Origin of the sequence: Aeromonas sp. HMWF017, assembly GCF_003061465.1 — a bacterium.
GTDB classification, from domain to species: domain Bacteria; phylum Pseudomonadota; class Gammaproteobacteria; order Enterobacterales; family Aeromonadaceae; genus Aeromonas; species Aeromonas veronii.
In genome coordinates this window covers 17,199-21,345 of sequence record NZ_QAJD01000105.1, presented here as the reverse complement: position 1 = coordinate 21,345, position 4,147 = coordinate 17,199, and the positions used below count along the sequence as shown (strand labels likewise).

Below are 4,147 nucleotides of genomic sequence, written 5' to 3'. Positions count from 1 at the left end.
GTTCTCCACTCACCATGTGTTCAACTGCCGCGCATTGTCGCATTTTTTTAGCCGGGATGTTAGCGGCAGACGCATGCCAGACCTGTAGCGGGCAATAAGTAGGCACTTGAATTTACTGGGGGAAAAAGTCGTTGACGCTGCCCCTTACGCTTGGCTATGATGCCCGCCCGTTGCCCAGTACGACTCATGTCGATATGCTGGTCAGGGATTTTCGGTGATTAGCGCAGTCCGGTAGCGCATCTGGTTTGGGACCAGAGGGTCAAAGGTTCGAATCCTTTATCACCGACCATGTTCATCGACTCGTCCTCAAGACGTGTTGGTACAAAGCGCCCTTAGCTCAGTTGGATAGAGCAACGGCCTTCTAAGCCGTGGGTCGCAGGTTCGAATCCTGCAGGGCGCGCCATTGATGTTCCCCAATCCTTCTGGATTCGCGAGCGTTGATGAAAAAATTTCAGTGGTGGCTGTAGCTCAGTTGGTAGAGTCCCGGATTGTGATTCCGGTTGTCGTGGGTTCGAGCCCCATCAGCCACCCCATTATTCTGTCGATAATCGCCGTAAGGTGATGTCCATCGACTTGGTGCAGTGACCTTCTGGTCTGCTCCGCGAAAAACCGGCCTTGGCCGGTTTTTTGTTTTGCGCTCGACTGTACCTTGCCTTGTCTGCAAGGCCATTATCCTCCAGATCGATAAACGCGGCTCCGCCCATTTGTCACGATGTGTGCCTCCCCATCGATACACACAGCCACTCTCCCCCACACATCAGCCTGCCCGGTTCTTTTTCTGTATTTCCCAAGCGCCATTGATATGCTGATCGCTCTTCTTCTCTCCTGCTTTCCGTTGGAGCTTTTCTATGCAACGCATTCTTTTTGTCGAAGATGATCCCGAGATTGGCCAACTCATCAGCAGTTGGCTCGGTCGCCACGATATGGACGTGATCCTAGAGCCCAGAGGGGACATGGCACTGGCCCGGGTAGAAGCCGAGCAGCCCGATCTGGTGCTGCTCGATATCATGTTGCCGGGGCAAGATGGCATGTCCCTCTGTCGGGATCTGCGGCCGCGCTTCGACGGCCCCATCGTAATGCTCACCTCGCTGGATAGCGACATGAACCAGATCCTGAGTCTGGAGCTGGGCGCCAACGACTACATCCTTAAAACCACCCCGCCCCCCGTGCTACTGGCCAGACTGAGGGTGCAGTTTCGCCAGCACCAGCAAGCATCAACCCAACCGGCAGCCACCAGCAGCGTTCCCCAGCAACTGCAATTTGGTCGGCTACGGGTGGATGGCCCGGGGCGAGATGTGCGGCTCGATGGCGAGAGCATTGCTCTCTCGACCGCCGATTTTGATCTGTTGTGGGAACTCGCTTGTCACGCCGGCCAGATCCTAGGACGGGAAGCTCTCTTTCGCAGCCTGCGCGGCCGGGAGTATGACGGCCAGGATCGCAGCATGGATGTGGCCATCTCCCGCCTGCGCCGCAAACTGGGTGATAACCCCGACAACCCGACCCGGATCAAGACTGTGCGCCAGAAAGGCTACCTCTTCGTCCCCCACGCCTGGGAATAACCCTTTTTCGGGAGCACCGCCATGCGCCGTCTCTTTATCCAGTTCTATCTGTTGCTGATCGGCTGCTTCACCCTGGCCATCCTGCTGGTGGGAGTGGTCTATCAGGTGACCGCCGAACGGGCGGGTGATCGCTATCTCGAACGCATGATGCAGGGCTCTCTTGGCCTGTTGACCGGCGAGTTGGCAAGAACCCCGCCAGAGCGCTGGCCCGATCGGCTGGCCGAGCAGAGCAGTCAGTTTACCCTCCCCCTCAAGATCGGCGAGCTGGTGCGCCAGCCACTGGCCAGCGAGGATCAAGCCTTTCTGGCCGCCGGCAACATTGTCATCGTCGAGGAGGATGACACCTTCCTGCAGCGCATCCCCGATACAGATCGGGTGCTGATTGTCGGCCCTGTACCCTACCTATCCTACCTGCACGAGCTGCACTGGGTCGATGTGGGACTGCTGCTGGTGATCGGCCTATCCCTCGGCCTGCCCATTCTGCTCTGGTTGCGTCCCCACTGGCACGGATTGCAGCAATTGGAGCAGACCGCTCGTCGCGTAGGCGATGGGGATCTCTCCTGCCGAACCAATCTGCCACCGGGCAGCAGCCTGGCCCGGGTGGGACGCACCTTCGATCAAATGGCGACCCAATTGCAGGCCATGATTGCCAGCCGCAAACAACTGACCGATGCCATCGCCCACGAGTTGCGCACCCCGCTGGTCCGGCTGCGCTATCGGCTTGCCATGCTCGATCCTGCCCCTGCCGAGCAGGAGCAGCAGGCGCTGGAGCGAGATCTGGGAGCGCTGGACGCCCTGATCGAAGAGATGCTCACCTACGCCAAGCTGGATAGACCCGAGCTGCCGTTGCAGCGCGACGAGCTGGAGCTCAGTCACTGGGCACAAGCGCATCTCGGCGACTGGCAAGCGCTGGCACCCGAAAAGAGGCTCACCCTCGATCTGCCGCCACGCCACATGCCCTGGTGCGGCGATCAGCGTCTGCTGACGCGCGCGGTGGAGAACCTCATCGGCAATGCCCTGCGCTACGCCGAGAGCGAGGTTACCCTCTCCATCTCGCGGCTGCAGGAGAACTATTTGCTGGAGGTGAGCGACGATGGGCCGGGGATCGATCCGGCGCTGGCGCCCCAGATCTTCGAGCCGTTCGTGCGCCTTGATCAGAGCCGGGATCGTCGCACCGGCGGCACCGGGTTGGGGCTGGCCATAGTGCGCAGCATTGCCCGTCATCATGGGGGGGATGTGGTGTTGCTGGCCAGTGACCACGGCGCCCGCTTCTGCCTCACCCTGCCTGTACATTTGGATACAAACCGTCACCAACCGCTCACTGAAGGGCCGCTGCAACCGTCATAGGATGACTGTCATGGAGAACGCTCCATAACATCAACCCGAATAAGGAAATTGAACATGAAAAAGATCATTCCCCTGACCCTGGCTGCCGTCTTCGCCCTCACCTCCGGTTTCACCATGGCGGCCACCCCGACCAAGACAGCCACACCGCAGGCGACCCAGACCAAGGTGGTGAAAAAACACCATAAAGCCACCCACGCCAAGACCCCTACCGTCAAAGTCGCGCCGAAAACCAAGTGATCCAACCGGTCACTGGATAACACAGAGGGAGGCTGACGCCTCCCTTTTCATCTCTTCCCGAAATTTTCCTGACGAGCGCCTCCCTCGTCCAAACCGGATCCACGACCCGGCTCCCCCTTTGCGGGAAACGGTCAATGACCACAGGAACATGGCATGTGGCGTTATCTGTTTAAATGGCTCGGCCCCGTGTGCAGCTTGCTGCTGCTCGGCACCGCACTGACCGTGCTGTATCACCTGACTCAGGCATGGCACTGGCACGATATTCGTGTGGCCATCTGGTCCCAACCCCTGCCGCGACTGGCGGGCGCCCTGCTGCTGACCCTGCTCAGTTATGGTTGCCTCTGCAGCTATGACATGCTGGCGCTCCATGCGCTGGGCAAGCGCCTTCCCTGGCAACAGGTCAGCATTACCTCCTTTATCGCCTACACCTTCTCCAACACCCTGGGATTTGCCCTGCTGACCGGCACCTCGGTACGCTATCGGCTCTACTCAGCCCTCGGTCTGGCGACCGGTGAGGTAGCCCGCGTGGTGCTGTTCTGCTCCATCACCTTTTTCCTCGGCCTGCTGGTGTGGGGAGGTGGCGCCCTACTGACCTGCGATGTATCACAGCTGCTGCCTGACTGGCCGCAGTGGGCAGATACCCTGCTCAGGCTGGCGGGCGTCATGGCTCTGCTGTTGGTGGCCAGCTACCTCTGCTGGCCTACACACCGTCTCTCCTGGCGGAAACACACCCTGACCCTGCCGGGCTTTCGGATACGTCTGTTGCAACTGTTGGTCGCGCTGGCCGACTGGATGGCCGCCGCCGCCGTGCTGTTTGTGCTATTGCCTGCAGATAGCGTCCCCTACCCCGTGCTGCTCAGTGCCTTCGTGCTGGCCAGCTTCCTCGGGGTGCTGGCCCACGTGCCGGGCGGGATTGGGGTATTCGAAGCGAGCATGAGCCTGCTGCTGGCCCACTACCTGCCGGTCGACAAGCTGCTCGCCTCGCTGCTGCTCTACCGCTGCAT

The 4,147-nt window shown here is 60.2% G+C and carries 3 protein-coding genes, 3 tRNA genes and 1 pseudogene; all 7 read left to right on the top strand.

Features of this window, described 5'->3' with window-relative positions; genetic code table 11:
* Positions 1-212 precede the first annotated feature (212 nt).
* A tRNA-Pro gene (locus DBR30_RS10365) sits at positions 213-289 on the top strand.
* A 37-nt stretch (positions 290-326) separates the two neighbouring features.
* Positions 327-403 (top strand) — tRNA-Arg (locus tag DBR30_RS10360).
* A 54-nt stretch (positions 404-457) separates the two neighbouring features.
* Positions 458-533 (top strand) — tRNA-His (locus DBR30_RS10355).
* Positions 534-848: 315 nt separating this feature from the next.
* Positions 849-1,559 (top strand): two-component system response regulator RstA, encoded by a 711-nt coding sequence (rstA, locus tag DBR30_RS10350; RefSeq protein ID WP_108542678.1) that lies wholly within the window; start codon positions 849-851, stop codon positions 1,557-1,559.
* Between the two features lie 21 nt (positions 1,560-1,580).
* Complete coding sequence (gene rstB / locus DBR30_RS10345; RefSeq protein WP_108542679.1) at positions 1,581-2,906, top strand: two-component system sensor histidine kinase RstB; 1,326 nt, start codon at positions 1,581-1,583, stop codon at positions 2,904-2,906.
* A 54-nt stretch (positions 2,907-2,960) separates the two neighbouring features.
* Positions 2,961-3,143 (top strand): hypothetical protein, encoded by a 183-nt coding sequence (locus DBR30_RS10340; protein ID WP_108542680.1) that lies wholly within the window; start codon positions 2,961-2,963, stop codon positions 3,141-3,143.
* Positions 3,144-3,296: 153 nt separating this feature from the next.
* Positions 3,297-4,147, top strand: a pseudogene (locus DBR30_RS22035) (lysylphosphatidylglycerol synthase domain-containing protein); the annotation flags it as partial.